Consider the following 26,015-nt stretch of genomic DNA (forward strand, 5'->3'; position numbering starts at 1 on the left):
GGTTTGGTCGAAGACTGCGTGCGCGGCGCCGGGAACGGCCGCGCATACTTGGACTAAGCGCTGAACTGGAGGTCACCGTGCGCATAGCACTTGCTCAAATCATCACCGGCCGCGAGCTCGACCGGAATCTGGACCTGGTGCGGGACTACGCGCGCCAGGCCAAGGAAGGCCGCGCCGAGGTAGTGGTCTTCCCCGAGGCGACCATGCGCGCGTTCGGGAACTCGCTGCTGGACATCGCCGAACCCCTGGACGGGCCGTGGGCCTCGCAGGTCCGGGCTCTGGCGGCCGAACTCGGCATCGTGATCGTGGCCGGCATGTTCACCCCGGCGTCGGCCGGGGCTGGCGTCCGTAAGGTCCGCAACACTCTGCTGGCCACCGGGCCCGGCGTGGACACCAGCTACAACAAGATCCACCTTTTCGACGCCTTCGGCTTTGCCGAGTCGGACACCGTGGAGGCGGGAACCCAGCCGGTGACGTTCGACGTCGGCGGCCTCACCTTCGGCCTGGCCACCTGCTACGACGTCCGGTTCCCGGATCTGTTCACCGAGAACGCGGACCGCGGCGCCCACGTCAACATTGTGTGCGCTTCCTGGGGTGCGGGGCCGGGCAAGGTGGAGCAGTGGAAGCTGCTGTCCCGAGCCCGGGCCGTGGACGCCACGGCGTTTGTGCTGGCCTGCGGCCAGGGCGATCCGTCCAGCGTTGGCCTTGAGACCAAGGGGTCCGCCCCCACTGGCGTCGGCCACTCCGCCGTCGTGTCCCCCTTCGGCGAGGTGCTTCAGGAGCTCGACGGCTCGCCCGGCCTGCTCTTCGCCGACCTGGACCCGGCCGTCGTAAACGACGCCCGCACGAAGCTCCCGGTCCTCGCCAACCGCCACAAGTTCTAACCGACGCTCCCGCACATCTGGCGGCACTAACGTGAAACGCTCCCGCACCAAAGGTGAGGGAGCGTTTCACGTCTACCCACCAAAGGTGAGGGGGCGTCGGTTACACGACCGCCAAAGGTGAGGGAGGGTCAGTTACTTGGCGGCGCGCTGGCGGGAGATCTCGTAGAGGGAGATGCCGACGGCCATCGAGGCGTTGAGGGATTCCATCGCGGAATCGATCGGGATGGAGACGATCTGGTCACAGTTTTCGCGGACCAGGCGGCTCAGGCCCTTGCCCTCGGACCCGACGACGATGCAGACCGGTTCCGTAGCCAGAGCGAGATCGGGCAGCGAGACGTCGCCGTCGCCGTCCAGGCCCAGTACGAAGATGCCCATGTTCTTGAAGGCCTTGAGCGTGCTGTTCAGGTTGGCGGCGCGGGCCACGGGGACGCGGACGGCGGCACCGGCGCTGGTCTTCCAGGCCGAGGCGGTGACGCCGACGGACCGGCGTTCGGGCACGATCACGCCGTGGCCGCTGAACGCGGAGACCGAGCGGATGATTGCGCCGAGGTTGCGCGGATCGGTGATGCCGTCGAGGGCGACGAAGAGCGGCGCGTTGGCGATGTGGCCCTTCTTCCAGCCCTCGATGGTCTCCTCGGCCAGTTCGAACGCGTCCTGGTACTCATACGGCGGGATCTGCAGCACAAGGCCCTGGTGGATGGCGTCGTCGGTCATCCGGTCCAGTTCAGGCTTGCCGGTTTCGAGCAGCGGGATGCCGCGTTCGGCCGCGAGCTTGAGGGACTCCTTGACGCGGTCGTCCATCTCGATGCGGATCGCGACGTGCAGGGCCTTAGCCGGGATGCCGGCGCGGAGGGCCTCCACCACTGAGTTGCGGCCGGTGACGACTTCCTCGGTGGCACGGCCCTTGGGGCCGGACCGGGCGCCGGCTCCGGCGCTGCGCGCACCCGTCCCCCGCTTCGCCGCGGAGCGTTCCGCGAGCTGCTTGCTCTTGTGGGCCTTATGGTAGGGACGGTCCTCCGCCTTGGGAGTGGGGCCCTTGCCCTCAAGGGCCTTACGGCCGTGGCCGCCGGTCCCGACGGTGGGACCCTTCTTCATTTTGACCGAGCGGCGACCGTTATTGGCCATGAGTTTCACCCTTTTAACTACGCGATTCGTTGATAAGTCTGAACTCCAGTCTACTGACTCGAGTTTAATCTTCGACCGCGGGGTCCGCCGCCGGCCCGCGTCAGGCAGGCGCAGCGCGGGGGTTCAGCCGCGCTTCAGGCTCCAGCTGGCGCCATCCGCGCCGTCCTCGACGACGACGCCGGCAGCCGCCAGCGTGTCCCGGATCGCGTCCGACGCGGCCCAGTCCTTGCCGGCGCGGGCCTGGGCTCGGGCGGCGAGCTGGGCCTCGACCAGGACTCCGAGGGCGGTGTTGGCCTGCTCGTCGACTGCTGCGGCCGCGGTGTCGTTGAGACCAAGGACACGCATCATGTCCGTGACGGACGCCAGTGCCCGCCGGGCGTCGTTGAGCTGGCCGGCGGTGAGCGCGGTGTTGCCGGCGCGGACCGTGTCGTGCAGGACGGCGAGGGCCTGGGGGACGTTGAGGTCGTCGTCCATGGCGGCGGCGAACGCGTCCGGGACGCTGCCGCGCCCGGCGGCGTCCCTGGCGGCGACACCGGCGTCGGCGGAAAGGGCGCGGCCGGCGCGGCTGATGAAGCCTTCGATCCGCTCCACCGCGGCGGTCGCCTCCTGCAGCGAGGTCGGCTGGTAGTCCAGGACCGAGCGGTAGTGGGCCTGGCCGAGGTAGTAGCGGACCACGCGCGGCGGAGCCAGCTCCAGCATCTCGGCCGGGCTGATGGTGTTGCCGATGGACTTGGACATCTTCTCGCCGGCATAGGTGACCATGCCGTTGTGCATCCAGAAGTTCGCGAAGCCGTGGCCGGCCGCCTGGGACTGGGCCATCTCGTTCTCGTGGTGTGGGAAGCGCAGGTCCAGGCCGCCGCCGTGGATGTCGAATTCGGTGCCGAGGTACTTGGTGACCATCGCGGAGCACTCCAGGTGCCAGCCCGGCCGGCCGGCGCCCCACGGCGAGGCCCAGCTCGCCGTCGTCGGCTCGCCGTCCTTGTGGCCCTTCCAGAGGGCGAAGTCGCGGGGGTCCTTTTTGCCCCGCGGGTCGGCGTCCGCCGCGCCCTGCATATCGTCGATGTTCTGGCGGGTGAGGGAACCGTATTTGGACCAGGAGCGCACGTCGAAGTAGACGTCGCCGGATCCGTCGAGGGCCGGGTAGGCGTGGCCGCGGTCGATCAGCTGCGCGATCAGGGCGTGCATTTCCGGGATGTGGCCGGTGGCGCGGGGCTCATAGGTGGGGCGGGAGACGCCGAGTGTGTCGTAGGCCTTGAGGAATTCCTGCTCGTAGCGGTAGGCAAGGGCCCACCATTCCTCGTTCCGGACCGTCCCGGGCTCGTCGGCGAAGTCCGCGGCGAACGACTCGGCGGACTTGGCGAGGATCTTGTCGTCGATGTCCGTGACGTTGCGGACCACGGTGACCCGGTAGTCCCGGTACTGCAGCCAGCGGGTGAGCTGGTCGAAGGCGATGGCGGAGCGGATGTGCCCGACGTGCGGCATGCCCTGCACCGTGGCGCCGCAGTAGTACAGGCTCACATTTCCTGGAACCAGGGGGACAAAGTCGCGGACTTCGGCGGAAGCGGTGTCGTAAAAGCGCAGGGTCACCGCTCCAGATTAGCCGATGCCCTTGAGGCACAGGCCCGGCCTGCTATTTGCAGTGCTGGCCGATCTTGTCCATCTGCTGCCTGAGCTGGGTCAGCTGCTCGGAGGTCTGGACCCCGGTCGGGCTGCCGGCAACCTGCTTCATGATGTCAGCCATCTTCTGGATCGGCTCTGAAACCTCCGGCGCCACCTTGTCCGCGACTTCCTGATAGTGCTGGCCGATCTGGCCGGCTTTGTCCTTGTCGCTCCCGGTAGGCACAAAGGTATCGGTGTTGAGGAACTTGCAGCTTTCCTCGACACTCATCCGGGGCGTGGCCGACGGCGCTGCCGAGCCGGCGCACCCGGACAGCAGCATTCCGGCAACAAGGACGACGGCGGGCAGCAGCTTTTTCACGGGAGGTTTCCTGACGTTTCCGGCGGGGGTGTCCCTTAAGCGTAGGCCAGTTCGCCCGGTTCGGCTCAGTCGGCCGGATACACCAGGGCGGTGGCCGTGGCCGCGATGCCTTCGCCGCGGCCGGTGAACCCGAGGCCGTCGCTGGTGGTGGCCGAGACACTCACGGGCGCGCCTGCGGCTGCGCTGAGGACCCGCTGGGATTCCTCCCGGCGCGGACCGAACTTCGGCCGGTTCGCCACGAACTGCACGGCAATGTTGCCGATCTCGAAACCGCCGGCGCGGACGATCCGGGCCGCTTCGGCCAGCAGTGTCACGCCCGAGGCGCCGGCGTATTCGGGGCGGTCGGTGCCGAAGTGTGTCCCCAGGTCCCCGAGCCCGCTGGCGGAGAAGAGCGCGTCGGCGGCGGCGTGGGCCACCGGGTCGCCGTCGGAGTGCCCGGCAAGGCCCCGCTCACCGTCCCAGTGCAGGCCGCCGAGCCACAGCGGCTGCGGTGCGTCCTCCGGGGCATAGGCGTGGACGTCGATGCCGATCCCGGTCCTTGGCACCGGCAGCCGGCGCTGGGCGTTCCCGTCCACCTAGCCCTCCACCCAGCGCGCGCCGAGCGGGCCCTCGAGAAGCCCCTCGGCGAGGATGAGGTCCAGCGGTGTGGTGATCTTCAGCGACTGGCTGGCACCGCGCACCGCGTACACCGGGACGCCGAGCTGTTCCACCAGCATGGCGTCGTCGGTGACGGCTGCCTCCCGGGCATTGTCGAACTCCGCCGTGGCCTCATGGGCCCGGCGCAGGGTGGCGAGGTCGAAGCCCTGCGGTGTCTGGACGGCGCGCAACATTTCCCGGGGCGCGGTGCCGGTGACGAGCTCGGGGGCGATGTCGGCGTCGACACCGAAGGTGGGGTCCACCGTCTTGATGGTGTCCACAACCGGCACCACGGGGATCACCGCCACCGCGCCGGCGGCAAGGGCCGCGGCCACCCGGTGGAAGACGGCTTCGGGGGTCAGCGCCCGGGCGGCGTCGTGGACGAGGACGGACTGCGTCCCCGGCACGAGGGCGGCCAGCGCGGACCGCACGGACTCGGCGCGGCTGGATCCGCCGTCGACGACGGTGACGGCCGGCAGCTGCACGCCCTCCCCGGAGACGGCAGTGCGGCGGTGCTCGGCGTGCAGTTCGGCCTCGAACGCCTCGCACTGGGCACGGAGTTCCGGGTCCCCCGGCGGGATGGCAACGCAGATCTGGCCGGCGATGCCCGCCGCGGCCACACCGCGCAGGGCGTGTGTGAGGATGCTGTCGCCGCCGAGGGGCACCTTGGCCTTGGGCATGCCGTAGCCCAGGCGCTGGCCGGATCCCGCGGCGACGACGATGACCGCGGTGACGTCGGCGCTCGATGCAGTGTTCATGCGGACAAGACTACGTCCCGGCGCCGCGGACCAGCCCAAGCAGCTGGCAGTTGGGCCGGATTTTGGGCAAAAAGAAGCCCCGGCGGCTGTGACGCCACCGGGGTTCGATTCTTAGTTAGGAAGCCAGGACTTCGTCGAGAACGCTTGCGGCCTTCTCTTCATCAGTCTTCTCAGCCAGTGCCAGTTCTGAGATCAGAATCTGGCGGGCCTTGGCCAGCATGCGCTTCTCCCCTGCGGAGAGACCCCGGTCGTGGTCCCGGCGCCACAGGTCGCGGACGACCTCTGCCACCTTGATGACGTCACCGGAAGCAAGCTTCTCCAGGTTTGCCTTGTAACGACGCGACCAGTTGGTGGGCTCTTCAGTGAACTCGGCCCGCAGCACGTCGAATACGTGCTCCAAGCCTTCCTTGCCCACTACGTCCCGGACCCCAACAAGGTCAACGTTCTCTGCTGGAACTTCAATGGTCAGATCACCCTGAGCCACCTTGAGCTTGAGATACATCTTCTCTTCGCCCTTGACAGTGCGCATCTTGATTTCTTCAATTTTGGCTGCACCGTGGTGAGGGTAAACTACTGTCTCGCCGACCTCAAAAACCATGTGGACATTCCCCTTTCCCGCAGACCAGTTTATCACGATTAAGGCATACAACTGCCATGGATCCGGCTCCGAAACCGCATGAATCCGCGGAAAACGGCCCGAATCGACCGCTAAAACCCCTTGACGAACGCGGATAATAGTGCATTGGCCACCCCCTGCCAAGGGCCTCCGGGTACGACGGCGGACGGTCACCGAATCCGCGTTTGAGCGTCATTGCGGATAGGCTATTCCTGAATAATGTTTCAAGACTCTCAAGGAGTACGTGACGTGCGTTTCACTGCGATGACCCGGTCCCGGCGCGGCAAGCTGGCGATGGCCACGGCTGCCTTTGGCATTGGCCTGCTGTCCCTGACCGGCTGCGGCTACATCAACGCCCAGCAGACCACGGCGCAGTATTCGGCGTCGGACGGCACCCGGACCGACCTCGGCCCGCTGCAGCTCCGCAACATGATGATCATCTCCGACGGCGAGTCCAAGCCCGGCCGCGTGATCGGCGCCGTGTACAACACCTCGTCCAACGACGTTTCGCTGACCATCAGCGGCGCCAGCGGCTCCCGGACCCAGGTGCCGGTCAAGAAGAACTCGTACGTCCTGCTCAACGACAGCACCGACGCGGCGATCCTCAGCACCTCCGGCGGCAAGCCCGGTTCGCTGGTTGAGGTGACCATCCGCGAGAACGGCACCAACTCGGACGCCAAGTTCAAGATGCCGGTCCTGGACGCCGCGATCTCCGACTACAAGAAGTACCTGCCGACCGCCGAGCCCACCATCACCGGCACGGCCTCCGGAACCGCCACGCCGACGCCGACTCCGACGCCGTCGCCGACCAGCAGCCACTAAGTTCCGGCGCCGCCCGCCGCGGCAGCACGCAAAAGGAGGGGCACCCGTTGGGTGCCCCTCCTTTGTGCGTTCCGCGGCTTAGGGTTCGAACTTGTAGCCGAGCCCGCGGACCGTGATCAGATACCGCGGCGCGGAGGGGTCCGGTTCGATCTTGCTGCGCAGCCGCTTGACGTGCACATCCAGGGTTTTGGTGTCGCCCACGTAGTCGGAGCCCCAGACCCGGTCGATCAGCTGCCCCCGGGTCAGCACCCGGCCGGAGTTGCGCAGCAGCATCTCGAGCAGCTCGAATTCCTTCAGCGGCAGCGACACCTGGTCGCCCTGGACGCTGACCACGTGCCGCTCGATGTCCATCCGGACCGGGCCGGCCTGGACGGTGCTGGAGACCAGCTCCTCGGGTTCGCCATGGCGGCGCAGCACGGCCCGGACCCTGGCCACCAACTCGCGCGAGGAATAGGGCTTGGTGACGTAGTCGTCGGCGCCGAGCTCCAGCCCCACGACCTTGTCGATTTCGGCGTCCTTGGCGGTCAGCATGATCACCGGGACGGAGGAGCGCTGGCGCAGCTGGCGGCACACTTCGGTCCCGGACTGCCCGGGCAGCTGCAGGTCCAGGAGGACCAGGTCGGCGCCGTTGCGGTCGAATTCGGTGATGGCATCCAGGCCGTTGTCCACGACCTCCACCTCGAATCCCTCCTTGCCCAGCAGGTAGGAGAGGGGGTCACTGAACGATTCCTCGTCCTCGACAATAAGAATCCGGCTCAAGCGCTAGCTCCTTTTTCATGGACGCCGGCGGCGTCGCGTCGTTCGGGTCGTACGGTCTGCGGGGCGCGCCGGGGATCCGCCGCGGGCTGGTCCTGCCCTTCCATTTCGGGAAGGCGGATGGTGAAGGTGGAGCCCTGGCCGGGCTGGGACCAGAGCGTCACCTCGCCGCCGTGGTTGGCCATTACGTGCTTGACGATGCTCAGGCCAAGCCCGGTGCCGCCGGTGTGGCGGGAGCGGGCGGAGTCCACGCGGTAGAAGCGTTCAAAGACGCGTTCCTGGTCCTCGGGGCTGAGCCCCTCGCCCTGGTCCGTCACGGAGACCGCGACCAGGCCGTCCCGGGCGCGGACGCCCACGCCCACCCGGGTGTTCTCCGGTGAGTACCGGATGGCGTTGTCGATCAGGTTCCGCAGCGCCGTCACGAGCAGGTCCTGGTCGCCGTAGACCATCGCGTTGGTCCGGCCGCCCACCACAATCTCGATGTTCTTGCTCTCGGCCGGGAGCTGGGACCGGTCCACGGCCTCGGCCACCACGGTGTTGATGTCCACCGGGTGCGCCTGCTGGGCCACGTTGGCGCCCTGCAGCCGGGACAGTTCGATGATGTCCTGCACGAGGGCGGCCAGCCGGGTGGATTCCTTGTGCATACGCTTCGCGAACCGGCGGACGGCTTCCTCGTCGTCGGGCGAGGCTTCCAGCGCCTCGGCCAGCAGCGAGATGGCGCCCACGGGGGTCTTGAGCTCGTGCGACACGTTCGCCACAAAGTCGTTGCGGATTTCCTCGGTGCGGGTGATCTCGGTGCGGTCGTCCGCGAGCAACAGGATATATTCCTCGCCGAGCATGGCAGCCCGGACCTGCACCACAATGGTTCCCTGGCCGAGCGGGCCGCGCGGCAGCTCGAGCTGCTTCTCGAGGATCACGCCGTCGCGCCGGACCTTCGCGGTCATCTCCAGCAGCTGCTGGTGCACCACGGTGTGCCCCCGCACCAGACCGTAGGCGTAGGCGGCGGGACTGGCGCGCACCACGCCGTCGATCGCGTCCACCACCACGAACGCCCGGCCGACGACGGCGAGCACCTCCGCGGCGCCGTCGGGCAGGGACGGGTCCCCAGTCTCCACGTCGCTGATTTTGCGCTGCTGCTCACTGACCCGGAAGGCGAGCACGCCGAAGATGCCGAGCGACAGGCCGATCAGACCTGCGATCACACCGATGAGCATTGGATCCACGGCTCCAGCTTATGCGCTGCGCCCCGCCGGAAATCGAAAACTTGTGCGATTGGGGGCCCGGTTCAGCTAACGTTCACCTATTGAGGCGTAACAGTTCACCGGAGAATGGAAGGGTGACAGGTTGAACGCCGCTACGGTGAAACGAAACGCGCCGGCCACAGCGTGCCCGGCACCGTTTCCGAGGAAAGGACGCACCCGTGCGTAAGGTTTTTCAGGAAGAGCTCGCCCAGGTGGGCGAGCAGCTCGTCGAAATTTCGAAGCTGGTCAGCGAAGCCTTCGAAAAGGCCACAACGGCCTTCGAGGGTGCCGACATCGACCTGGCCGAGGACGTCATCGCGGCGGACGCCCGGATCGATTTCCTGCAGAACAGCCTCGACGAGCGGGCCATCGACATCCTCGCCCTGCAGGGCCCGGTGGCCAGCGACCTGCGCATGATCGTGGGTTCGCTGCGGATGAGCGCCTCGCTGGAGCGGATGGGAGACCTTGCCCGGCACCTCGCCCAGCTCGCCCGGCTCCGCTACCCGGCAAACGTTATCCCGCAGCCGCTGCAGGAGACCTTCAAGAACTTCGCCAAGTACGACCTCGAGATCGCCGAGAAGCTCACCGTGCTGCTGGAGACCCGGGACCTCGAGGTTGCCCGCGACATCCTCAAGGCCAACACCGCCGTCAACGACCTGCACCTGAGCATCTTCAAGTCGATCGCGCGCAGCGACTGGACCGAGTCCGCGGCCACCACCGTCGACGTCGCCCTGGCCAGCCGCTACTTCGAGCGGTTCGCCGACCACGGCGTCTCCGTCGCGCAGAAGGTCACTTATCTGGTCACCGGCGCCTGGCACCCGACCAGCATCGAACACAGCTGACGCCTCGCTCTTCACGCGGCAGACAGTACGGCGGCGGCCGGTCACCTTGGGGGTGACCGGCCGCCGTCGTCGTATCCGGGGTGCGAAAGTGGCTACTTCTTACCCTGGTTCGCCACGGCCTTGATGGACTCGGCGGCGGCCTCGGGGTCGAGGTAGGTGCCGCCCGGGTTCAGCGGCTTGAAGTCCTCGTCCAGCTCGTAGACGAGCGGGATGCCGGTGGGAATGTTCAGGCCGGCGATGTCCTCGTCGCTGATGCCGTCAAGGTGCTTGACCAGCGCGCGCAGGGAGTTGCCGTGGGCCGTGACCAGCACGGTCTTGCCGGCCTTGAGGTCCGCCTTGATGTCCGATTCCCAGTAGGGCAGCAGCCGGACCAGGACGTCCTTGAGGCACTCGGTGCGCGGCATGGCGTCGCCGAGGTCCTTGTAGCGGGGATCCCCCACCTGGGAGAACTCGGAGTCGTCCGCCAGCGGCGGCGGCGGGGTGTCGTAGGAACGGCGCCAGGTCATGAACTGCTCCTCGCCGTATTCGGCCAGGGTCTGTGCCTTGTCCTTGCCCTGCAGCGCGCCGTAGTGGCGTTCGTTGAGGCGCCAGTCGCGCTTGACGTCGATCCAGCCGCGGTCCGCCTTCTCCAGCGCCAGGTTCGCGGTGTTGATGGCCCGCTTCAGGCGCGAGGTGTAGAGGATGTCCGGGAGGATGTTGTTCTCCACCAGCAGCTCGCCGCCGCGCACCGCCTCGGCCCGGCCCTGGTCGTTCAGGTCAACGTCCACCCAGCCGGTGAACAGGTTCTTGGCGTTCCATTCGCTGTGGCCGTGGCGCAGCAGAATCAGCTTGTAAGTCATGCTTTTCATCCTAACCGAGCACCCGCGCACCGTGCCGTGCGTTACAGACCACCCTCATCAGCCCAACGCGGGGTCAGCTACGGCCCATCCCAAGGCCCGGCATGGGCCGTAGCTGACCCCGCGTTGGAGGATAGGGTTGGCGTGTGGTGCAGAAGGCTGAGCGGGTGGCGTCCCCCCGGACCCCGGGCGGGCCTACGGGTGCATCCCGGGCCCGCCGGCCGGTGGGCAACGTGACCCGCGGGACCACCAACCCGAACCGCATGCGGCGAGTTGACCGCTGGCTGACCGGGCCGCAGGCGTGGCGGCTGCGGAACGCGGCGGATCCGCTGGTCGTCGACCTTGGCTACGGCGCGTCCCCGGCCACCGCCGTCGAACTCTACGAACGCCTCCGCGCCCTCCGCGCCGATGTGCGAGTGGTCGGGATCGAGATCGAGCCGGAGCGGGTCCGGCAGGCCAAGGAGCTGGAACGCCCCGGGCTGAGCTTCCAGCTCGGCGGCTTCGAACTCCCGGTGCCGGGCCGGCCGGTGCTGGTGCGGGCGTTTAATGTGCTGCGGCAATACGAGGAGGCGGACGTCCCGGCGATCTGGCGGCTGGTGCAGGACCGGCTGGCCCCCGGCGGCCTGTTCATTGACGGCACCTGCGACGAGATCGGACGGCGGGTGACGTGGGTGGCGCTCGACGCCGACCGCCCCCTCAGCCTGGGGCTGTCTATGCGCTTCGGCGCCTTCGATCTCCCCTCGGAGATCGCTGAACGGCTGCCCAAGGCGCTGATCCACCGGAACGTGCCGGGCGAAAAGATCCATTCCTACCTGCAGGCGCTGGACAAGGCCTGGCTGGAGGCCGCGCCGCTGGCCTCGTTCGGGAACCGGCAGCGCTGGACGGCAATGTGCCGTGCCCTGCGCGACGGCGGCTGGCCGGTGCAGGACGGCCCGGCGCGGTGGCGCCTGGGCGAGCTCACCGTGGGCTGGGAAGCCGTGGCGCCGGGGGTTTAGGCGGGTGGGCCCACGCCGGCAGGGTTCCCTGAGCGAGCTTGCGAGCTTAGGGAGCCGGGTGGACTACCAGGGGCCGTAGGGGCCCATATTCCGGCTGCCGCCCCGGCCAGCGTCTTTGACTGCGGGACGGACGTCGGCAAGATAGACGGCCGCGGCTGTCACGGCGGCTAGGCCAAAGAGCCCCAGTGCGTTGACAGGGCTGCCGCCACGGTAGGTGACAACGGCCAGCACCCCGATGAGCAGTGCGCCGCCGGTGAGGGCGAGCCAGAAGGTCTTGGTGCGCTTGGACACCGCTTCGAAAGCGTTGGCTTTGTGGCGCAGGCAGTCGAGGAACGCCCAAATCTCAAGGCTGAGCGAGACGAGCAAAAGAACCGCGCTCACTCCGAAGTCGGCAAAGTCAATGAGATTTCTTCCGTCCATGCCCCCAGCCTAGCCGTCCAGTGTGGCCAAAGCCTGCTGCAAATCGGCCCACAGGTCATCGACATTCTCAATTCCCACACTCAGGCGGACCAGGTTGTCCGGCACACTGGCCGGCTCCGCCGTGTGCCGGCGGCGGCGCTCGATCAGCGATTCCACCCCGCCCAGCGACGTGGCCGGCAGCCAGAGCTGCAGGGCCCGGATCATCCGGTCGGCGGCGTCCGCGCCGCTGAGGCCGGCGCCGTCCATCGGCGCCATTTCGATGCACAGCACGGAACCGAAACCCTTCATCTGCGCCTTCGCCCGTTCGTGGCCGGGGTCCGTGGGGAGCCCCGGGTAGCGGATGGCCCCGACCCGGGGGTGCCCGCTCAGCCGTTCGGCGAGCACGGCCGCCGAGGCCTGCGAGCGCTCGATCCGCAGGGCAAGGGTGCGCAGACCCCGCAGCGCCAGCCACGCCTCGAACGGCCCGGCGATCCCGCCGTGGATGGTGCGGTGGTGCAGCAGGCTCGCGTGCAGCCCGGCGTCGGAGGTCACCAGGGCGCCGAGGACGACGTCGGAATGCCCGGAGAGGTATTTGGTGACCGAGTGCAGCACGACGTCGGAGCCGAGGGACAGTGGCTGCTGCACCAGCGGGGTGGAGAAAGTGTTGTCGGTGACCACCAGCGCGCCGGCCGCGTGCGCCGCGGCGGTGAGTGCCCGGATGTCCGCGACGCCGAGCATCGGGTTGGTGGGGCTCTCCAGCCACAGCATGCTGGCGGGCTTGCCGCCGGCGGGGGCCAGTTGGGCCAACACCGCGTCGGTGTCCGCGATGTCCACGGTGCGCAACTCCAGCGCACCCTTTTGCGCCAGTTCGGTCGCCATCACCAGCGAGCCGGCGTAGCTGTGGGACGGCATCACGAGCACCCCCTGCGCCGGGACCAGGGACAGCGCCGAACTGACGGCGGCGAGGCCCGAGGCGTAGAGCAGGCCGGGCAGCTCCGCGCCCTCCAGCTGCGCCAGGGCCTGCTCGAACGGGTCCCAGGTGGGGTTGGAATAGCGTCCGTAGCCGCGGTCGCCCGGGCCCAGCGGGCCGGTGCCGAAATAGGTGGAGGAGAGCACGATCGGGGGGTTGACCGGGGCGTCGCGTTCGCGCGGCGGCCGGCCCGCAGCCACCACAAGCGTTTCGGCGGAGAGCGTGGCTGCGTGTTCTTCGGAGAGACTCATGGACACAGGGTACTTCGGGGCCGCGCCGGGCCTGTAAGGCGTTACGCGCAGGCCACCATAGTGTCGGTGATTGTCGGTAGGCTAGAGCAGTGACTACCCAGACTCCCGGCCCGTTCCCCGGACTGTTCATTGCCTTCGAAGGCGGCGACGGGGCCGGCAAGTCCACCCAGGCCGCAGAACTCGCCCGGGCCCTTGAGTCACTCGGGTTGACCGTGCTGCGGACCCGGGAACCGGGCGGCACCCCGATCGGCGAAAAACTCCGGTCCCTCGTGCTGGACCACGGCCACGGCCACATCGACGCACGCACCGAGGCCCTGATCTTCGCGGCCTCCCGGGCCGCCCACGCCGCCCAGGTGATCCGCCCCGCACTGGAACGCGGCGAGGTGGTCCTCACCGACCGCTACATCGACTCCTCGGTGGCCTACCAGGGTGCCGGCCGCGACCTCGGCACGGACGCGGTGCGCGAGGTCAACGACTGGGCCACCTCCGGTCTGCACCCGGACCTCACCGTGCTGCTCGACGTCGATCCTGCCGACGGCCGGCGGCGGCGGACCGCCGGGGATGCCCCGGAGGACCGGCTCGAATCCGAAGCCGACGAATTCCATGCCCGGATCCGTGCCGCGTTCCTGGCGCTGGCCGCGGACCGGCCGGAGCAGTATCTTGTCCTCGCGGCGCACCTGCCCGTGCCGGAGCTGGCCGCCCGGATCCTGGAGCGCGTGCAGGGCCTGCTCGCGCTCCGCCAGGGCAGCTCGGCATGAGTGTCTGGGACGACCTCCAGGGCCAGCCCGCCGTCGTCGCCCAGCTGCGCCAGGCCGCCGAGGGCGAGGGGCTGACGCACGCCTGGCTGTTCACGGGCCCGCCCGGCTCCGGCCGGTCCAACGCCGCGAAGGCCTTCGCCGCGGCGCTGAACTGCGACCAGGAGGACGTGGCCCGGCGCGGCTGCGGCGTGTGCCCGGCGTGCCAGACCATCGTGGGCGAGACGCACTCCGATGTGACATTCGTGCGGACCGAGAAGGTCACCATCACCATTGACGAGGCCCGCGAACTCGTCTCCAGCGCGGGCAACCGGCCCTCCTCCGCGCGCTGGCGCATCATCGTCGTCGAGGACGCGGACCGGATGGCGGAGCGCACCACCAACGTGCTGCTCAAGGCCATCGAGGAGCCCACCCCGCGCACCATCTGGATGCTCTGCGCCCCCTCTCCCGCGGACGTGCTCGTGACCATCCGCTCCCGCTGCCGCCCGGTGGCGCTGCGGCTCCCGCCGGCCGCCGACGTCGCGGCCCTGCTGGTCAAGCGCGACGGCGTCGACCAGGACGTCGCCGAACGTGCCGCCCGGGCCGCGCAAAGCCATGTGGGCATCGCCCGCCGGCTGGCCCGGGACCCCGAGGCCCGCGAACGCCGGCTCGAGACCGTGCGGTTCCCGCTGCAACTGCGGGGCATCACCGCGGCCGTGATGATGGCGGACAAACTGGTCAAGATCGCCACCGAAGAAGCCAACAGCTCCAATGACGAGCGCGACGCCGCCGAGAAGGCCGCACTGCTCGCCACGCTCGGCGCACCGGAAAGCGGTCCGCTGCCGCCGGCCATGCGCGGCCAGGTCAAACAGCTGGAGGATGACCAGAAGCGCCGTGCCAAGCGCTCCGTCACCGACTCGCTTGACCGCACCCTGACCGACCTGCTGTCCTTTTACCGGGATGTGCTGATCATCCAGATGGGGGACGCAGTTGAACTGGTCAATGTTGAGCTGAGGAACGAACTGCAGGACTTTGCCGGCCGTTCCACGGCCGAAGTGACCCTTGCCCGCATGGACGCTATCAACAAGGCCCGCAAACGGATCACCACCACCAACGTGGCCCCGCTGCTGGCGATTGAGTCCATGGCCGCCAGCCTGATTTGACCTGACAGTAACGCTCGACCCGCCACGCTTCGCACAGTTCCACGTCCCAAGGAGAAACCGCATGACGTCAGCACCACCACGGCCCGCAGGCCACCAACCCGTGGGGCGCGGGGTGCGGGCGGCCGGAGCCCTGACGCTCGGCCTGGTGCTGGCCCTGGTGCTGTCTTCCTGCACGCTCTTCGGCTCCGGCGACGGCGGCTCCAAGAGCGCCCCGGCCACGGCCGACCCCTCAATCGCCGCTGCCGCCCCCGCCGAGCTGCGGAACTTCTACTCCCAGCAGCTGAGCTGGACGCGATGCGAAGGCACGTTCCAGTGCGCCAAGGTCAAGGTGCCGCTGGACTACAGCAAGCCCGACGGCGACACGATCGAAATCGCCGCGCTCAAGCTGGCCTCGAAGGGCGGCAGCAAGAAGGGCAGCCTGCTGGTCAACCCGGGCGGCCCCGGCGGCTCCGGCTACGACTTCGTCAAAGACGCCGGCTCCACCAACATCTCCGAGAAGGTCCGTGCGAACTACGACGTCGTCGGCTTCGACCCGCGCGGCGTGAAGCGCTCCGCGCCCGTCACCTGCCTCACCGACCAGGAGCGCGACGCCTCCCGCGCCAAGGTCTACAAGCTGGACACCGACGCCGGGCTGGCCGAGACCCTCACGGACAACAAGGCCATCGCCGCCAAGTGCGCCGAGAAGACCGGGCCGGTGCTAGCCCACGTCGACACCGCCAGCGCCGCCAAGGACCTGGACATCCTCCGCGGTGTCCTCAACGACAAAAAGCTCAACTACCTCGGGTACTCCTACGGCACCTTCCTCGGCTCCACCTACGCCTCCCTGTTCCCGGACAACGTGGGCCGGATGGTCCTGGACGGCGCCATGGACCCCTCGCTCAGCTACGAAGAACTGACCGCCGGCCAGGCGAAGGCGTTTGAAAAGGCCATCCGCGCCTACGTCACCCACTGCCTCCAGGGCAGCGGCTGCCCGTTCAGCGGCACCCCGGACGACGCCGTCAAACAGATCCAGGACATCATCGCCGCCGTCGAAGCCAACCCGAAGTCGGCCAAGGACGGGCGGGTGGTCAACGCGTCCATGTTCGTCAGCGGCTTCATCCTGCCGTTCTACAACGACGACAACTGGCCCGTGCTGACCCAGGCCCTGGACAGCGCCATGAAGGGCGACCTGTCCCCGATGCTCCGGCTCTCCGACTTCGGCGCGGACCGGGAGCCCAACGGAAGCTACTCGGCGAACTCCACCTTCGCCTTCACCGCCATCAACTGCCTCGACTACCCGATGTCCTCCGACACGGCAGCGATGCGCGCCGAGGAGCAGCAGCTCCGCCAGCTCTCCCCCACCCTGGGCTACTACTTCGCCTACGGCGGCACAAGCTGCCAGGACTGGCCCTACAAGAACCTGCGCACCCCGGCGCCGGTTGAGTACAAGGGCTCGACCGAGATCGTCGTGATCGGCACCACCGGGGACCCGGCAACGCCGGTCGAGTGGGCCAGCGCCCTGCGCAAACAGCTGGGCACGGCCTCCCTGCTGACCTGGAAGGGCGAGGGCCACACGGCCTACGGACGGTCCAACAGCTGCATCGAGAACGCCGTGGACGGCTACCTCGTGGACGGCAAGACCCCGGCGGACAACACCGTCTGCTGACCCGTCCGCTCGCCCGTCTGCTCACCTCCAGGTGATGCCGCGGGGCCCATTTTGACCCGGGCGCGGGGACTCCATTACAGTTGTCTCTTGCATGATCCGCCCGGTTCGCCGAGGGTTTCACGCGGTTGCTTCCTTAGCTCAGTCGGTAGAGCGTTTCACTCGTAATGAAAAGGTCATCAGTTCGATTCTGATAGGAAGCTCTAGAAGAACGACGCAAAGAACCCCCGGAAATCATTGATTTCCGGGGGTTCTGTCGTTTGCGGATGCGAATCTTGCCGGGTGCACGGCCCCGCGGACCGGGTTTCCGGCCTGCGGCTTGCCGCTACCTGGTGGGGGCACTTCGACACGGACACGCCGTGGTCTGCCGGGCCGGAGAGCCGAACCTTGGTCCGAAGGCGCCCCGGGCGGACGCTAGGACCCGCGCTGGAGGTAGGACGGGGGCAGCGGCCGTGTGGGGGGCACTTCGACACGGACACGCCGTGGTCTGACGGGGCTACGGCCGGAACCCGACCCAATGACGCCCCGGACGGCGCGGGGTCCGACCGCTCTTGTCAATCGCCGCCTCGTCCGCGACCCTTGGGACATGGACCGGCCTGAGCGCGAGGTGCCCGCACCCTCCGGGCCGCGCACCTCCCCGGCCCAAACCACAACACCGCGGCGCGGCAGCCGCCCGTGGGGCACGGTGGTTGGGTTCGGGCTGGTCAGCCTCGCCACCGACATCGTCTCCGACGGCGCCCGCCCGCTCGCCGGGCCGCTGCTCGCCCAACTTGGCGCGTCCGCTCTGCTGGTGGGACTTGTCACCGGCGGGGCCGAGGCAGCGGCCCAGGGCCTCCGCGTGATTTTCGGGCCGTGGGCGGACCGGACGCGGAAGTACTGGACATTCACGCTGGCCGGATATGCCATGACCGCCGTCTGTGTGCCGCTGCTCGCCTTCGCCCCGGCGGCGGGCGCCGCCGGGCTGGGTGTGGCCTCGGTGCTGATTATCGGGGATCGGGTGGGCAAGGCCGTGCGGAGCCCGGCAAAGACGGTGCTGCTGGCCGCGGCGGCCAAGGACGTGGGACGCGGCCGGGGCTTCGCCGTGCACAAGTCCCTGGACCTCACCGGCGCGCTGCTCGGACCGGTGATCGTCGCGGCCGTGCTCGCCGCCACCGGGCTGATCTCGGCCGCGTTCGCGGCGCTGGCGGTTCCTGCGGCGGCAGCGCTGGCGCTGCTGCTCTGGCTGCGCCGCCGGCTCGCAGAGCCCGACGGCGGGAGCCCCGCCGCAGCGGAGGGCAGGCCGCCCGCCGTTCGGGTGGCGGCCGCCGGCGACGGCGATGCAAGCGCCGGGACCGGCGGCCGCCCGGCGTCGTTGTTTTCCGGCATTTTCCTGCCCTTTGCGGTGTGCGCCTTCTTCTGGAGCGCCGGGCTGGTGGCGTTCGGCGTCATCTCCTACCACCTGACCGCCGCGGCGGCAGTCGCGGCCCCGGTGGTGCCGTTGCTCTACGCCGCGGCCATGGGCGCGGCGGTGCTCGGTGCCCTCGGCAGCGGCTTCCTCTATGACCGGGTGGGCCCCGCCGTGCTGTTAGCGCTGCCCCTGCTGATCGCGGCCGTCCCGGTGCTGGCTTTCTCCACCGGCATCGGCCTGGTGCTGGCCGGCGTTGCCATCTGGGGAACCGCTACCGGGATCCAGGATTCCACCGTCAAGGCGCTGGTCGCCGACCTTGTTCCGGAGGCCCGGCAGGGATCGGCGTACGGGGTGTTCGCGGCCTTCGAGGGGGCCGGCGCACTGGCGGGCGGCGCCCTCTACGGCGCCCTGTACGACGCCCGCCCGGCGCTGATCGCCGTGGTCGCAGCGCTGCAGGCCGTGGCGCTGGTCCTGCTGTTTATTACGGTGCGGCGGGCGCGTCCGGCCCGGCAATGGCGGGCGCCGGACGGGTCAGGACAGCGCTAGCGGCCCCAGACGGAGGAAGCGCCGGAGTGACCGGTGATGATGCTCTGGTAAAGGAAGAAGGCCCCTGCCAGGGCGCCGGCAACCAGGAGCACTATCCGCAGGACGCGGTTTTCCCGCAGCGGACCGAGAAAGGCGAAGCGTCGGCCGATCGGCTCGAAACTCACGACGATCATCGCGGCGACGATCACGAAGAAGATGATCGAGACGATCTTCAGCACGTCGCCCTGCTGGGCGTGGGCCCGGATCATGGCCGTTGCCGGGCGGGACTTTTCGAGTTGCTCACCGGCCTGCGCGGTGACGAGCGCAACCGGGACCAGCCCGAGCGAGAGGACGCCCAGGGGCCAGGCCAGGTACCGGCGCGAGCGGGGCGCGGCCGCGTAGACGATGGCCGCGAGGCCGGCGATCGGGCCCAGCACCACAACGGCGTGGACCAGGAGGATGTGGGCCGGCAGTCCGGCGATTTCGATCACGTGGGCTTCTCCTACGGTATACGTGCGCTGGGCCCCCGGCGCTGGGTCCGGAGCTTCTATGATTCTTGCATGGCAGACCGGGAGCTGGCGGGCATCGCGGCACAGCTCTATGCGCAACCGTTCGACAATTTCGTCGCCGCCCGCACCGCGGCGGCCAAGGCGCTGCTCGCCGGGCAGACCCCGACGCCGGAACTGCGCGCCCGCGCCGCGAACGTGCGGGCCCTGCCCAAGCCCTCGGTGACCGCCTGGGCGGTGAACATGCTCGCCTGGCACCGGCCTGAGGCGCTCCGTGACCTGGCCCAGCTGGGGCTCGCCATGCGCGCGGCCCAGGCCGCCCTGGACGCTGCCACGCTCCGCAGCCTCGCGGGGGAACGGCGGAAGCTCCTGGCCGGCGCCGTCGGGGCGGCCCGCGCCGTGGCGGAGCAGCACGGCAGGAAGATCAGCGGCACCGTCGCGACGGAAGTGGAACAGACCCTGCGTGCCGCCACGGCCGACGAGGGCGCCGCCGCGGCCGTCCGGAGCGGGCGCCTGCTCCGGGCTCTCACCGCCGACGGCGTCGACGTCGTGGAGCTCAAAGGTGCCGTCGCGGTCCCGGACTCCCCCGGCCCCGCCACGCCTGCCGGGCCGCGGGTGCCGCCCGCTGCGTCGGAAGCGGCGGCGCCTCCGGGCCGTGTCCCTTCCCAGCCGGACCGGCCCCGGCTGCGGGCCGTCGGGCAGGAGCGCCCGGCGCCGAGCCCCTCCGCGCGCGAGCGTGCCCTTGCCGCCCTGGAGCAGGCATCCGAAGCTTCCCGGACCAGCGCGGCGGAAGCGGACCTCGCGGCCGCCGAGTTGGGCGAAGCGACGGCCGCCGCCGAGACCCTGGCGCAGGATTCGGCCGCGCTCAGGGAGCAGCTGGCCCACGCCGAGACCGGGCTTCGACAGGCCCGGAAACGCCTCGACCAGGCCACCGCCGCGGCCCAGCAGGCCGCCCGCGCCGCCGAGAAGGACCGCCGCCGGGAAGACCTGGCCCGGGAACGGCTGCTGCGGCTGGGCAACACGCCGGGCGGATGACCGCTGAGTGTCAGAGGCCGGTTGCAGACTGGATTCATGGAACAGCACCAGGATTTTGCAGCAGCCCAGCAGTCGGCCGGTCAGCAGTCCGCCGGTCAGCAGTCCGCCGGTCAGCCCGCGGGCGTCCAGCACTGGGAAGTCACGTACCTGGACACGGAGTGTGGCCGGGTGCGCACTGAATTGTTCGACGACGCCGCCGCGGCGGAACGTTTCGCCAGCCGCCGGGTCCGGGACGAGGACGGCTGGGCGATTGTCGACGCCGTGCGGCCTCGGGTGGGCAGGGCCGCCGCCTGAACAGAACAGCAGAGCCCCCACCCGGAGGTGGAGGCCCTGGGAGGCTGTTTTAGGCGAAGTCGGAGACCGCCGGGTCCGGCCCGATGCGGCCGGCGCCCTCTGCACTGCGGTCCAAGCCGTTGATGGCCTGCACGTCGGTCTCGTCCAGGGTGACGTCCAGGGCCGCGTAGTTCTCGCGGATCCGGGACTCGGTGACGGACTTGGGGATCACGACGTTGCCGATGGCGAGGTGCCAGGCGATGACGACCTGCGCCGGCGTGGCGTTGTGCTTGGCCGCGATCTGTTCGATGACCGGGCTTTCCAGCAGCTCGCCGCCCTGGCCCAGCGGCGACCAGGCCTGGGTGAGGATCCCCTTGGAGGCGTTGAATTCACGCAGTTCCGCCTGGTTGAAGAACGGGTGCAGCTCAATCTGGTTGATGGCCGGCACAACGCCGGTCTCGTCGATCAGGCGCTGCAGCCCTTCCTTGGTGAAGTTCGAGACGCCGATCGTCTTCACCCGGCCCTGCTTCTGGAGCTCGATGAGCGCCTTCCAGGTGTCCACATATTTTTCCTGCTTCGGCTGCATCCAGTGGATGAGGTACAGGTCAAGGGTCTCGAGGCCCAGGCGCTCCATGGAATCTTCAAACGCCTTGAGCGTGGACTCATAGCCCTGGTCGGCGTTCCACAGCTTGGTCGTGATGAAGATTTCCTCCGGCTTGAGGCCCGAGCGCTCGATCGCGCGGCCCACCCCGGCCTCGTTTCCGTAGATCTTGGCGGTATCGATGTGCCGGAACCCAGCCTCGAAGGCCTGGACAACCACCTTCTCGGCGACGTCGTCCTCGACCTGCCAGACGCCGTAACCGAGCTGCGGGATGCTGTTGCCGTCATTGAATGTCAGTTCAGGTGAAGAAGTCATCCGTCCATCCTGCCAACCGACGGCCAGCCAGGCCAGTGTTTTGGCGGGGCTAAGCTAGGCGCTTAACCCGGAATACGCCGGAATGCCCTGGAATACGCGGCCTCAGCCGCCGGATGCGCCCTCGGCAAGCCGCCGTTCGGCGTCGTCGACGTGCTCGGCCACGGATTCCGCACGGCGGCGGACGGAAGCCGCACCGACCGGGACCGGCCCGACGGCGAGGCGGAGCATGGCCGCGGCCTCCGCAGTCATCGCCAGCGAGTTGCCCGCCGTCGAGAGCGAGCGGTGCACGCCGGCCAGGGCGCCGGGGATGTCGAGGCCGTCGCTGGGCGAGCGGCGCTGGGCTTCCATACAAATCTGCCGGACCCGTCCGGCCAGGGCGGAGAGTTCGTTGGCGATCTCCACGAGTTCGGCGTACAGCGCCTCGTCCTCGACGCCTTCGAGCACCTGGTGGTAGCGGTCCAGTCCGCGGAGGAACCTGTCGTGGGCGCGGCGCCACAGCCCCTTGCCGAGTTCGGCGTCGTCCCTGCGTCCCTGCCGCGCGGCGCTGAAGAATCCCAACGGTGCCCTAGAGGTACTGGCCGGGACCGTGGTCCGGATCGACGGGGCTGGCGGGCTGCGAGGGGTCGGAACCGGGCTGCCGCTCGGCGGCGCGCTGGGGCTCGCCGTTTTCCCCGATGATGACCCCCGGCGCGATCATGGTGCCGGGAGGAAGCTGGCGGAGCTGCAGCTGGGCGGCCGCGTGCTCGCGGGCGGCGTGCTGGGCGGCAATGGCCGTCTGGATGCCGTGGAACAGCCCCTCGAGCCAGCCCACCAGCTGGGCCTGCGCAATGCGCAGCTCGGCGTCAGAGGGGGTGCCGTCCTCGGGAAACGGCAGATGGATCCGCTCCAGTTCCTGGACCAGCTCGGGCGCCAGCCCGTCCTCGAGTTCCTTGATCGAGCGTTCATGGATAGCCGCCAGCCGGACCCGGGCCGCGTCGTCCAGCGGCGCGGACTTCACTTCGTCCAACAGCTGCTTCATCATGGTGCCGATCCGCATGACCTTGGCCGGCTCGTCCACCAGGTCTTGGAGGTGGCTGGCACGGCTGCGCGGGGCCTGGTCGCGCGGCTCGAACGGGCGCGGACTTTGCCCGCCGGTGCCCGCAGCGTCCCCGTCCTGCGGAGCAGCGGGCGTCGTGACGCCCTCCAGCGGAGCGCCCTCCGGCGCCGTTTCCTGGCCGGGCTGAGTGTCGTTCGGATCGCTCATGGCTTCATACTCTCACGCGCGCAAGGCAGTGCCGGCGTGCGTGACGCCCGGGACGGTGACCGCCGTCGCGCACCTGGTGTCCGTCCGGAAAAACGGCAGGGGCGCCGTCGGGAACCGGTGTTCCCGACGGCGCCCCCTGCAGGGATTGCCCCTGCCCGTGCCGCAACCTAGCAGCAACGGCCTTGCGGATTGCTGTCCTGGCGGTCCGTGTGGTCCCGCCAGAAGTCCCGCTCACTCATCGGCGGGCCGTCATGGCCCGAGGCCCGGTGGTGCTCCAGGTACTTCTTGTAGGCATCGGCTCCGAGGACCCCGTTGAAGTACTCGGCGAAGCCCTTGAATCCCGCTACGAGCGCGTTCATGGCCGGACCGCTCAGTGCCGGGCGGAGTGTTCGAGCCGCTGGTCAGCAGGCAGGTTCTTCCACTCCGCTTCCAACTCCCGCTCCGCCGCGGTGGGGAACAGCCCGGCCGGCGCGAACACGCGGGACGGCTGGGCCGGATCCTCGAATTCCACGTTGGCAACTCCGGCGGAGGCGTTGCGGAAGGCCTTCACCGTGGCGATCAGCGCCGTGATGATGACGATGATGCTCAGCACCACGAAGATGACCGAGAGCCAGCCCTGGATCATCGTGTTGCGGACCACCGCCTCCATGGCGGCCTGCGTCTTGGCCGTGCCGAAGGAGGTCTTGCCGTCGGCCAGCGCCTTGGCGAAGGCCGCGTTGTTGGCGAAGTACCCGACGGCGGGGACCGGCGAGAAGATCTTGTAGAAGCTCGCGGTGATGGTGACGACGGCCGCGAAGGCCAGCGGCAGCGCCACAATCCAGAGGTACTTGAACGTGCCGCGCTTGGCCACGATCGCGAGCACCACGGACAGGGCGATGGCCGCGAGCAGCTGGTTGGCGATGCCGAACAGCGGGAACAGCGTGTTGATGCCGCCCAGCGGGTCGGTGACGCCCATCAGCAGCACGGCGCCCCACGCGGCCACCATCACTGCGGTGGCCATCCACGCTCCGGGACGCCACGAGTGGTCCTTGAACTTCGGCGCGAAGTTGCCGATCGAGTCCTGCAGCATAAAGCGTGCGACGCGGGTGCCGGCGTCGACCGCCGTCAGGATGAACAGGGCCTCGAACATGATGGCGAAGTGGTACCAGAACGCCATCATGGCGGTGCCGCCGATGAACTGCTGCATGATGTGGGCCAGGCCCACGGCGAGCGTGGGTGCGCCGCCGGAGCGGGAGATGATGCTTTGCTCGCCGACGTCCTTGGCGGTCTGGGCGAGTTCACCCGGGGTGATGTTGACCCCGGCGAGGCCCAGGCTGTTGACCCACTGCGCGGCCGATTCCACGGTGCCGCCGGTCAGCGCCACCGGGGCGTTCATGGCGAAGTAGATGCCGCGGTCGATGGAGATGGCAGCCACGAGCGCCATGATGGCGACGAAGGATTCCATCAGCATGCCGCCGTAGCCGATGAGGCGGGTCTGGCGTTCCTTTTCGATGAGCTTCGGCGTCGTGCCGGAGGAGATCAGGGCGTGGAAGCCTGAGAGGGCGCCGCAGGCGATGGTCACGAAGAGGAACGGGAACACGGCGCCGGAGAATACGGGGCCGTTGTCGCGGCTGGCGAACTCGCTGAAGGCCGGGACGTTGATTTCCGGCCGGACCACGATGATGGCGACGGCCAGCATCACGATCACGCCGATCTTCATAAAGGTGGAGAGGTAGTCACGCGGTGCGAGCAGCAGCCACACCGGCAGGATGGCAGCGATGAAGCCGTAGATGATCAGGCCCCAGGCGATGGTGACCTTGTCCAGGTGGAAGAACGCGGCGCCCCATTCGGTGCCTGCAACAGCGCCGCCGCCGATGATGGCGGCCATCAGCAGCACAAAGCCGATGATCGAGACTTCCATGACTTTGCCGGGGCGGAGGTAGCGGAGGTAGACACCCATAAAGAGGGCGATCGGGATGGTCATGCCGACGGAGAACACACCCCACGGGCTTTCGCCGAGGGCGTTGACGACGACGAGCGCCAGGATGGCGACAATGATCACCATGATGAGCAGGGTGGCGATGAGGGCAGCGGTGCCGCCGATCACGCCGAGTTCCTCACGGGCCATCTGGCCGAGGGACCGGCCGCCGCGGCGCATGGAGAAGAAGAGGACCAGGTAGTCCTGGACGGCACCGGCGAGGACAACGCCGATGATGATCCAGATCGTGCCGGGCAGGTAGCCCATCTGGGCGGCAATGACCGGGCCGACCAGCGGGCCGGCGCCGGCGATGGCGGCGAAGTGGTGGCCGAAGAGGACGTTGCGGTCGGTTCGGACGTAGTCCTTGCCGTCGGCCTTGTATTCGGCGGGGGTGGCGCGGCGGTCGTTCGGCTTGGTGATGTACCGCTCAATCACCTTGGAGTAGAAGCGGTAGCCGATCAGGTACGTGCAGACCGAGGCGAACACGAACCAGATCGCGTTGACCGTCTCGCCGCGGACGATCGCGAGCATAAACCAGGCGACGCCGCCCAGCAGCGCGATTCCCACCCAGAGGGCGATTTTCGCGGGTGTCCATTTGCGCTCGTCCGCCTCACGGACGGCATCGTCGACGGACGTGGCCGGAAGTCCCGGGACCGGTGTGATTCCGTCGTCGATTTTTGCGGTGTTTGGCCTGCCATCTGGCATTGTGCCCATGTCTCCTCCTTGAGAAACCCCATCCAGCAGATCAGCAGTCAGATCTGCCCCATGGCACCTTACCAATGGGGCGTTCGGATGGACATGGCCAAGCGGCCCGCCGCGCCGCTCCGCTCGCCGAGCGGTGCCCGGTGCGCGGTGGGCGGCGTCACAATGGGGCAGGCCTCAGCCGGGGCCGGCGAGTTGCATTAGGCGCGCTTCGCACAAGTCCAGCCAGCGGACCTCGGCCTCGGTCTGGAAAATGAGCGAATCCAGGACCAGGAGCCGCGCCGTGTCGGCCGGGCGCGGGTGCACGGCGGCCTCGCGCCGGGACTTGGTGTACTCCTGCAGGGCGCGGATGGAGACGGCCCGCTGCGCCTGGATCAGACCGCCGACGTCGACGGCGGGGAGCGTCAGGGCGAGCGCCAGCTTGATGGCGAGTTCGTTGCGGGGCGGGTTGGCGCGGCCCACGGGCGCGTGGAACCAGGCCTGGGCCTGGGCCCGGCCGGCGTCGGTGATGCTGTAGACAATGTGGCCGTCGCCGTCGCCGCCGTCTTTTTGCACGAGGCCGTCGCGTTCAAGCCGGTCGAGGGTGGTGTAGACCTGCCCGATGTTCAGCGGCCAGGACGATCCGGTGCGGTCCTCGAATTCGGTCCGGAGCTGGTAACCGTAACGGGGGCGGTCCTGCAGCAGAGCCAGGAGGCTGTGGCGGATAGACATGGTGCTCCCGAGGGTAGCAGGACGTCGGCATACACGCGCCCCAAGACGCGTGTATACCGCGTATGGAACTACATTATCGTCATTAGCCCCGGGCGGCCGCCGAACACATGCC

28 protein-coding genes and 1 tRNA gene are annotated in these 26,015 nt (G+C 68.8%); 11 read left to right on the top strand and 18 right to left on the bottom strand.

Going from position 1 to position 26,015, the window contains the following annotated elements; all coding sequences use genetic code 11:
* The first annotated feature begins 77 nt into the window (after window positions 1–77).
* Window positions 78–884 (top strand): carbon-nitrogen hydrolase family protein, encoded by an 807-nt coding sequence (locus AC6I9V_RS05605; RefSeq protein ID WP_497898639.1) that lies wholly within the window; start codon window positions 78–80, stop codon window positions 882–884.
* 132 nt (window positions 885–1,016) lie between these two features.
* Here the strand turns inward: AC6I9V_RS05605 and rlmB are convergent, their stop codons facing one another.
* From rlmB to AC6I9V_RS05635, 6 genes are all read right to left on the bottom strand, one after another.
* Window positions 1,017–2,009 carry a 23S rRNA (guanosine(2251)-2'-O)-methyltransferase RlmB gene (gene rlmB / locus AC6I9V_RS05610; RefSeq protein ID WP_497898640.1) on the bottom strand — a complete coding sequence of 331 codons (993 nt, stop codon included), beginning with the start codon at window positions 2,007–2,009 and terminating at the stop codon, window positions 1,017–1,019.
* Between the two features lie 123 nt (window positions 2,010–2,132).
* Window positions 2,133–3,596, bottom strand: coding sequence for a cysteine--tRNA ligase (cysS, locus tag AC6I9V_RS05615; RefSeq protein WP_497898641.1), 1,464 nt, complete (start codon window positions 3,594–3,596; stop codon window positions 2,133–2,135).
* Between the two features lie 43 nt (window positions 3,597–3,639).
* A complete protein-coding gene (locus tag AC6I9V_RS05620) occupies window positions 3,640–3,987 on the bottom strand; it encodes a hypothetical protein (RefSeq protein WP_349413752.1) in 348 nt (115 codons plus the stop codon).
* Window positions 3,988–4,052: 65 nt separating this feature from the next.
* The gene (gene ispF, locus AC6I9V_RS05625) at window positions 4,053–4,538 is read right to left on the bottom strand and encodes a 2-C-methyl-D-erythritol 2,4-cyclodiphosphate synthase (RefSeq protein ID WP_497900264.1); all 486 of its coding nucleotides are present in this window, start codon (window positions 4,536–4,538) and stop codon (window positions 4,053–4,055) included.
* Window positions 4,539–4,562: 24 nt separating this feature from the next.
* Window positions 4,563–5,381 carry a 2-C-methyl-D-erythritol 4-phosphate cytidylyltransferase gene (ispD, locus tag AC6I9V_RS05630; protein ID WP_497898642.1) on the bottom strand — a complete coding sequence of 273 codons (819 nt, stop codon included), beginning with the start codon at window positions 5,379–5,381 and terminating at the stop codon, window positions 4,563–4,565.
* Window positions 5,382–5,496: 115 nt separating this feature from the next.
* Window positions 5,497–5,979, bottom strand: coding sequence for a CarD family transcriptional regulator (locus AC6I9V_RS05635; RefSeq protein ID WP_026266570.1), 483 nt, complete (start codon window positions 5,977–5,979; stop codon window positions 5,497–5,499).
* 282 nt (window positions 5,980–6,261) lie between these two features.
* Between AC6I9V_RS05635 and AC6I9V_RS05640 the strand changes: the two genes are divergently transcribed.
* On the top strand, window positions 6,262–6,819 hold the full coding sequence (locus AC6I9V_RS05640; protein ID WP_497900265.1) for a hypothetical protein: 558 nt from the start codon (window positions 6,262–6,264) through the stop codon (window positions 6,817–6,819).
* Between the two features lie 78 nt (window positions 6,820–6,897).
* On the opposite strand, the gene AC6I9V_RS05645 is transcribed toward AC6I9V_RS05640, so the two are convergent.
* Together AC6I9V_RS05645 and AC6I9V_RS05650 are read right to left on the bottom strand one after the other, a co-directional pair.
* On the bottom strand, window positions 6,898–7,578 hold the full coding sequence (locus tag AC6I9V_RS05645) for a response regulator (RefSeq protein WP_138767418.1): 681 nt from the start codon (window positions 7,576–7,578) through the stop codon (window positions 6,898–6,900).
* Window positions 7,575–8,789, bottom strand: a complete 1,215-nt coding sequence (locus AC6I9V_RS05650; RefSeq protein WP_497900266.1) for a sensor histidine kinase — start codon at window positions 8,787–8,789, stop codon at window positions 7,575–7,577. The genes AC6I9V_RS05645 and AC6I9V_RS05650 overlap by 4 nt, the downstream gene beginning before the upstream one ends.
* Window positions 8,790–8,995: 206 nt before the next feature.
* Here AC6I9V_RS05650 and phoU point away from each other — a divergent pair, with 206 nt between their 5' ends.
* Complete coding sequence (gene phoU, locus AC6I9V_RS05655; protein ID WP_349413754.1) at window positions 8,996–9,658, top strand: phosphate signaling complex protein PhoU; 663 nt, start codon at window positions 8,996–8,998, stop codon at window positions 9,656–9,658.
* 92 nt (window positions 9,659–9,750) lie between these two features.
* Here the strand turns inward: phoU and AC6I9V_RS05660 are convergent, their stop codons facing one another.
* A complete protein-coding gene (locus tag AC6I9V_RS05660) occupies window positions 9,751–10,497 on the bottom strand; it encodes a phosphoglyceromutase (protein ID WP_349413755.1) in 747 nt (248 codons plus the stop codon).
* Window positions 10,498–10,640: 143 nt separating this feature from the next.
* Between AC6I9V_RS05660 and AC6I9V_RS05665 the strand changes: the two genes are divergently transcribed.
* The gene (locus AC6I9V_RS05665) at window positions 10,641–11,489 is read left to right on the top strand and encodes a class I SAM-dependent methyltransferase (protein WP_497898643.1); all 849 of its coding nucleotides are present in this window, start codon (window positions 10,641–10,643) and stop codon (window positions 11,487–11,489) included.
* 63 nt (window positions 11,490–11,552) lie between these two features.
* On the opposite strand, the gene AC6I9V_RS05670 is transcribed toward AC6I9V_RS05665, so the two are convergent.
* Window positions 11,553–11,909, bottom strand: a complete 357-nt coding sequence (locus AC6I9V_RS05670; protein WP_146335778.1) for a DUF2516 family protein — start codon at window positions 11,907–11,909, stop codon at window positions 11,553–11,555.
* 9 nt (window positions 11,910–11,918) lie between these two features.
* Window positions 11,919–13,109: a trans-sulfuration enzyme family protein gene (locus AC6I9V_RS05675; RefSeq protein ID WP_497898644.1), complete on the bottom strand. Its 1,191-nt coding sequence runs from the start codon at window positions 13,107–13,109 to the stop codon at window positions 11,919–11,921.
* An 89-nt stretch (window positions 13,110–13,198) separates the two neighbouring features.
* Between AC6I9V_RS05675 and tmk the strand changes: the two genes are divergently transcribed.
* The 5 genes from tmk to AC6I9V_RS05700 all read left to right on the top strand — a co-directional run bounded on the left by tmk (window position 13,199) and on the right by AC6I9V_RS05700 (window position 18,581).
* Entirely contained in the window at window positions 13,199–13,867 is a 669-nt protein-coding gene (gene tmk / locus AC6I9V_RS05680; protein WP_497898645.1) for a dTMP kinase, read from the top strand.
* Window positions 13,864–15,006 (top strand): DNA polymerase III subunit delta', encoded by a 1,143-nt coding sequence (locus AC6I9V_RS05685; RefSeq protein WP_497898646.1) that lies wholly within the window; start codon window positions 13,864–13,866, stop codon window positions 15,004–15,006. The genes tmk and AC6I9V_RS05685 overlap by 4 nt, the downstream gene beginning before the upstream one ends.
* Before the next feature lie 61 nt (window positions 15,007–15,067).
* Window positions 15,068–16,651 (top strand): alpha/beta hydrolase, encoded by a 1,584-nt coding sequence (locus tag AC6I9V_RS05690; protein ID WP_497898647.1) that lies wholly within the window; start codon window positions 15,068–15,070, stop codon window positions 16,649–16,651.
* A gap of 127 nt (window positions 16,652–16,778) precedes the next feature.
* A tRNA-Thr gene (locus AC6I9V_RS05695) sits at window positions 16,779–16,851 on the top strand.
* Window positions 16,852–17,234: 383 nt separating this feature from the next.
* Window positions 17,235–18,581 carry an MFS transporter gene (locus AC6I9V_RS05700; RefSeq protein ID WP_497898648.1) on the top strand — a complete coding sequence of 449 codons (1,347 nt, stop codon included), beginning with the start codon at window positions 17,235–17,237 and terminating at the stop codon, window positions 18,579–18,581.
* On the opposite strand, the gene AC6I9V_RS05705 is transcribed toward AC6I9V_RS05700, so the two are convergent.
* Window positions 18,578–19,051 (bottom strand): hypothetical protein, encoded by a 474-nt coding sequence (locus tag AC6I9V_RS05705; RefSeq protein ID WP_497898649.1) that lies wholly within the window; start codon window positions 19,049–19,051, stop codon window positions 18,578–18,580. The two genes, AC6I9V_RS05700 and AC6I9V_RS05705, sit on opposite strands and share 4 nt — an antisense overlap.
* 69 nt (window positions 19,052–19,120) lie before the next feature.
* On the opposite strand from AC6I9V_RS05705, the gene AC6I9V_RS05710 reads away from it, so the two are divergent.
* Together AC6I9V_RS05710 and AC6I9V_RS05715 are read left to right on the top strand one after the other, a co-directional pair.
* A complete protein-coding gene (locus tag AC6I9V_RS05710) occupies window positions 19,121–20,101 on the top strand; it encodes a hypothetical protein (protein ID WP_497898650.1) in 981 nt (326 codons plus the stop codon).
* A gap of 36 nt (window positions 20,102–20,137) precedes the next feature.
* On the top strand, window positions 20,138–20,395 hold the full coding sequence (locus AC6I9V_RS05715) for a hypothetical protein (protein WP_497898651.1): 258 nt from the start codon (window positions 20,138–20,140) through the stop codon (window positions 20,393–20,395).
* Between the two features lie 49 nt (window positions 20,396–20,444).
* Here AC6I9V_RS05715 and AC6I9V_RS05720 read toward each other — a convergent pair whose 3' ends face one another.
* The 6 genes from AC6I9V_RS05720 to AC6I9V_RS05745 all read right to left on the bottom strand — a co-directional run bounded on the left by AC6I9V_RS05720 (window position 20,445) and on the right by AC6I9V_RS05745 (window position 25,903).
* On the bottom strand, window positions 20,445–21,290 hold the full coding sequence (locus tag AC6I9V_RS05720) for an aldo/keto reductase (RefSeq protein ID WP_497898652.1): 846 nt from the start codon (window positions 21,288–21,290) through the stop codon (window positions 20,445–20,447).
* A gap of 102 nt (window positions 21,291–21,392) precedes the next feature.
* Window positions 21,393–21,848: a hypothetical protein gene (locus AC6I9V_RS05725; RefSeq protein ID WP_497898653.1), complete on the bottom strand. Its 456-nt coding sequence runs from the start codon at window positions 21,846–21,848 to the stop codon at window positions 21,393–21,395.
* Between the two features lie 7 nt (window positions 21,849–21,855).
* On the bottom strand, window positions 21,856–22,533 hold the full coding sequence (locus AC6I9V_RS05730) for a bacterial proteasome activator family protein (RefSeq protein ID WP_349413767.1): 678 nt from the start codon (window positions 22,531–22,533) through the stop codon (window positions 21,856–21,858).
* A 167-nt stretch (window positions 22,534–22,700) separates the two neighbouring features.
* Window positions 22,701–22,892, bottom strand: coding sequence for a YbdD/YjiX family protein (locus AC6I9V_RS05735; RefSeq protein ID WP_349413768.1), 192 nt, complete (start codon window positions 22,890–22,892; stop codon window positions 22,701–22,703).
* 11 nt (window positions 22,893–22,903) lie between these two features.
* Window positions 22,904–25,204: a carbon starvation CstA family protein gene (locus AC6I9V_RS05740; RefSeq protein WP_497898654.1), complete on the bottom strand. Its 2,301-nt coding sequence runs from the start codon at window positions 25,202–25,204 to the stop codon at window positions 22,904–22,906.
* Between the two features lie 165 nt (window positions 25,205–25,369).
* The gene (locus AC6I9V_RS05745; RefSeq protein ID WP_497898655.1) at window positions 25,370–25,903 is read right to left on the bottom strand and encodes a PadR family transcriptional regulator; all 534 of its coding nucleotides are present in this window, start codon (window positions 25,901–25,903) and stop codon (window positions 25,370–25,372) included.
* Window positions 25,904–26,015: the final 112 nt, after the last annotated feature.

It is taken from the genome of Arthrobacter sp. SlRoot2-15, assembly GCF_059739345.1.

Bases quoted from the DNA above. Each gene is read 5' to 3' on its own strand.
- AC6I9V_RS05675 (WP_497898644.1), bottom strand. From the start codon at position 13,109: ATGAGTCTCTCCGAAGAACACGCAGCCACGCTCTCCGCCGAAACGCTT.
- AC6I9V_RS05700 (WP_497898648.1), top strand. From the start codon at position 17,235: ATGGACCGGCCTGAGCGCGAGGTGCCCGCACCCTCCGGGCCGCGCACC.
- AC6I9V_RS05690 (WP_497898647.1), top strand. From the start codon at position 15,068: ATGACGTCAGCACCACCACGGCCCGCAGGCCACCAACCCGTGGGGCGC.
- rlmB (WP_497898640.1), bottom strand. From the start codon at position 2,009: ATGGCCAATAACGGTCGCCGCTCGGTCAAAATGAAGAAGGGTCCCACC.
- AC6I9V_RS05745 (WP_497898655.1), bottom strand. From the start codon at position 25,903: ATGTCTATCCGCCACAGCCTCCTGGCTCTGCTGCAGGACCGCCCCCGT.
- ispD (WP_497898642.1), bottom strand. From the start codon at position 5,381: ATGAACACTGCATCGAGCGCCGACGTCACCGCGGTCATCGTCGTCGCC.
- AC6I9V_RS05660 (WP_349413755.1), bottom strand. From the start codon at position 10,497: ATGACTTACAAGCTGATTCTGCTGCGCCACGGCCACAGCGAATGGAAC.
- AC6I9V_RS05650 (WP_497900266.1), bottom strand. From the start codon at position 8,789: ATGCTCATCGGTGTGATCGCAGGTCTGATCGGCCTGTCGCTCGGCATC.
- AC6I9V_RS05730 (WP_349413767.1), bottom strand. From the start codon at position 22,533: ATGAGCGATCCGAACGACACTCAGCCCGGCCAGGAAACGGCGCCGGAG.
- AC6I9V_RS05685 (WP_497898646.1), top strand. From the start codon at position 13,864: ATGAGTGTCTGGGACGACCTCCAGGGCCAGCCCGCCGTCGTCGCCCAG.
- AC6I9V_RS05735 (WP_349413768.1), bottom strand. From the start codon at position 22,892: ATGAACGCGCTCGTAGCGGGATTCAAGGGCTTCGCCGAGTACTTCAAC.
- AC6I9V_RS05740 (WP_497898654.1), bottom strand. From the start codon at position 25,204: ATGGGCACAATGCCAGATGGCAGGCCAAACACCGCAAAAATCGACGAC.
- AC6I9V_RS05710 (WP_497898650.1), top strand. From the start codon at position 19,121: ATGGCAGACCGGGAGCTGGCGGGCATCGCGGCACAGCTCTATGCGCAA.
- AC6I9V_RS05720 (WP_497898652.1), bottom strand. From the start codon at position 21,290: ATGACTTCTTCACCTGAACTGACATTCAATGACGGCAACAGCATCCCG.
- AC6I9V_RS05715 (WP_497898651.1), top strand. From the start codon at position 20,138: ATGGAACAGCACCAGGATTTTGCAGCAGCCCAGCAGTCGGCCGGTCAG.
- AC6I9V_RS05670 (WP_146335778.1), bottom strand. From the start codon at position 11,909: ATGGACGGAAGAAATCTCATTGACTTTGCCGACTTCGGAGTGAGCGCG.
- AC6I9V_RS05635 (WP_026266570.1), bottom strand. From the start codon at position 5,979: ATGGTTTTTGAGGTCGGCGAGACAGTAGTTTACCCTCACCACGGTGCA.
- AC6I9V_RS05640 (WP_497900265.1), top strand. From the start codon at position 6,262: ATGACCCGGTCCCGGCGCGGCAAGCTGGCGATGGCCACGGCTGCCTTT.